This is a genomic window from Pedobacter sp. 01N416, assembly GCF_056399685.1.
Genome location: NZ_JBFTRT010000794.1, coordinates 1 through 1,725 on the forward strand (window position 1 = coordinate 1; position 1,725 = coordinate 1,725).

Consider the following 1,725-nt stretch of genomic DNA (forward strand, 5'->3'; position numbering starts at 1 on the left):
CCATTACGGGCCTCACGCATGGCAGATGTTGCACAGGCTAAATATTCCGAAACATGATAAACATCCATCAGATTTTTAAAAGCAGTCATGGTTTTTACCAGATCTGCAGATTTTTTTTCCGAAATATATTGATCTAAGAATGCATCATCTCCCAACCGGAGCGGCACACGTATAAGAGTGTTCTTTTTATACTTATATTTTCCGTCTTGTTTGCTAATATCAGCGATGAGTAACCTCACCGCATTCGAACCGATATCTATAGCTGCGTATCTTAACATTATGATTGATGCTTTGTTTTTAAATAGTTGTAGATGTCTACCTGCGCCCTTATCTTTTTACTTAATCTGTTTTTATGGTATTTATTATTGTTCAAAGTATTAATCTGCCTTGATTTGGTATTATCCTGCAGTTGCAGATCGATAATATCCTGTATCTCCTGTTTCACATCATGATCTAAAACCGGGAATCCTACCTCTACGCGGTGTTCGAAATTCCTGCTCATTAAATCTGCAGATGATAAATACATGTCGTTTTTACCGTTATTACCAAAAATATAAACCCTGGCATGCTCCAAAAACTTATCGATAATACTAATGGCGGTAATATTTTCACTAAAGCCCTTTACTCCAGGTACCAGACAGCAGATACCACGGATAATCAGCTGAACTTTAACCCCAGCATTGCTCGCATCGTAAAGTTTGGCAATAATTCCTTCATCCGCTAAACTATTTACCTTTAACATGATGTAAGCAAGTTTGCCCTGTTTAGCATTCCTGATTTCACGGTTAATAAAATTGACCAGTTTCGAACGGCTCTCCAGCGGCGAAACAATCAGGTGTTTAAATCCCTTAGTTACTGTACGTTTGCTCAACGCATCAAAAAGTTTTACCAGATCGTTCGTAATCTCTTTCTTTGCGGTGAAAATACTATGATCACAGTATAAACCTGCGGTTTTCTCGTTAAAGTTTCCTGTTGCTAAGTTTGCATAGTAAACTGGCTTGTCTTTTTCAATCCGTTTAACCAAACAAATTTTAGAGTGCACTTTATAGTCGGTTAAACCGTAATTTACCTTAACCCCCTCCTCCATTAAGCGGCTGGTCCAGTAAATATTAGCCTGTTCATCAAAACGTGCTTTAAGTTCTAATAAAACAGAAACTGCTTTACCATTTTTAGCTGCGTTGATTAATGCATTGATTACTTTTGAGTTTTCGGCTAACCGGTATAAAGTAATCTGTATTTCGGTTACTTTCGGATCAATTGCAGCTTCACGTAAGAACAAAATAATATAGTCATACGATTGGTAGGGTAAATTTACCAAATAATCGCGCTGGGCAACTTTATTAAACATACTTTGGGTTCTGTGCAAATCGTGAACCTTCAGTGGCACATTCGGCGCATATTCCAATTCCTTTTTACCTACATTTGGGAAAGCAATAAAATCGCCAAACTTATGGTAACGGTTACCCGGAATTAAACTTTCGGCCTCAAGCTTAAGTTTATTCACCAGTACAGTAAGCATATTTAAAGGCATCGCCGAATCATAAAGCAAACGCATTGGTTTTCCTTTTTTACGTTTTTCTAAACTGCTTTTTAAATCTTCGATAAACTTATCATTAATGTTTTTATCGATATCTAATTCGGCATCCCGCGTTAGCTGGATCGAATAAGCCTCTAAATTATCGTAAGTAAAAACATAAAATATATCATCCAAACAATACCTGATAA

General features: G+C 36.9%; 1 protein-coding gene and 1 pseudogene. Both read right to left on the bottom strand.

Going from position 1 to position 1,725, the window contains the following annotated elements; genetic code table 11:
- Positions 1-278 (bottom strand): annotated as a pseudogene (locus AC1DND_RS27225) (Ppx/GppA phosphatase family protein); the annotation flags it as partial.
- Positions 278-1,725 (bottom strand): polyphosphate kinase 1 (gene ppk1, locus AC1DND_RS27230; protein WP_477585896.1); only part of this gene is annotated, 1,448 nt, incomplete at its 5' end. The pseudogene AC1DND_RS27225 and the gene ppk1, both read right to left, overlap by 1 nt.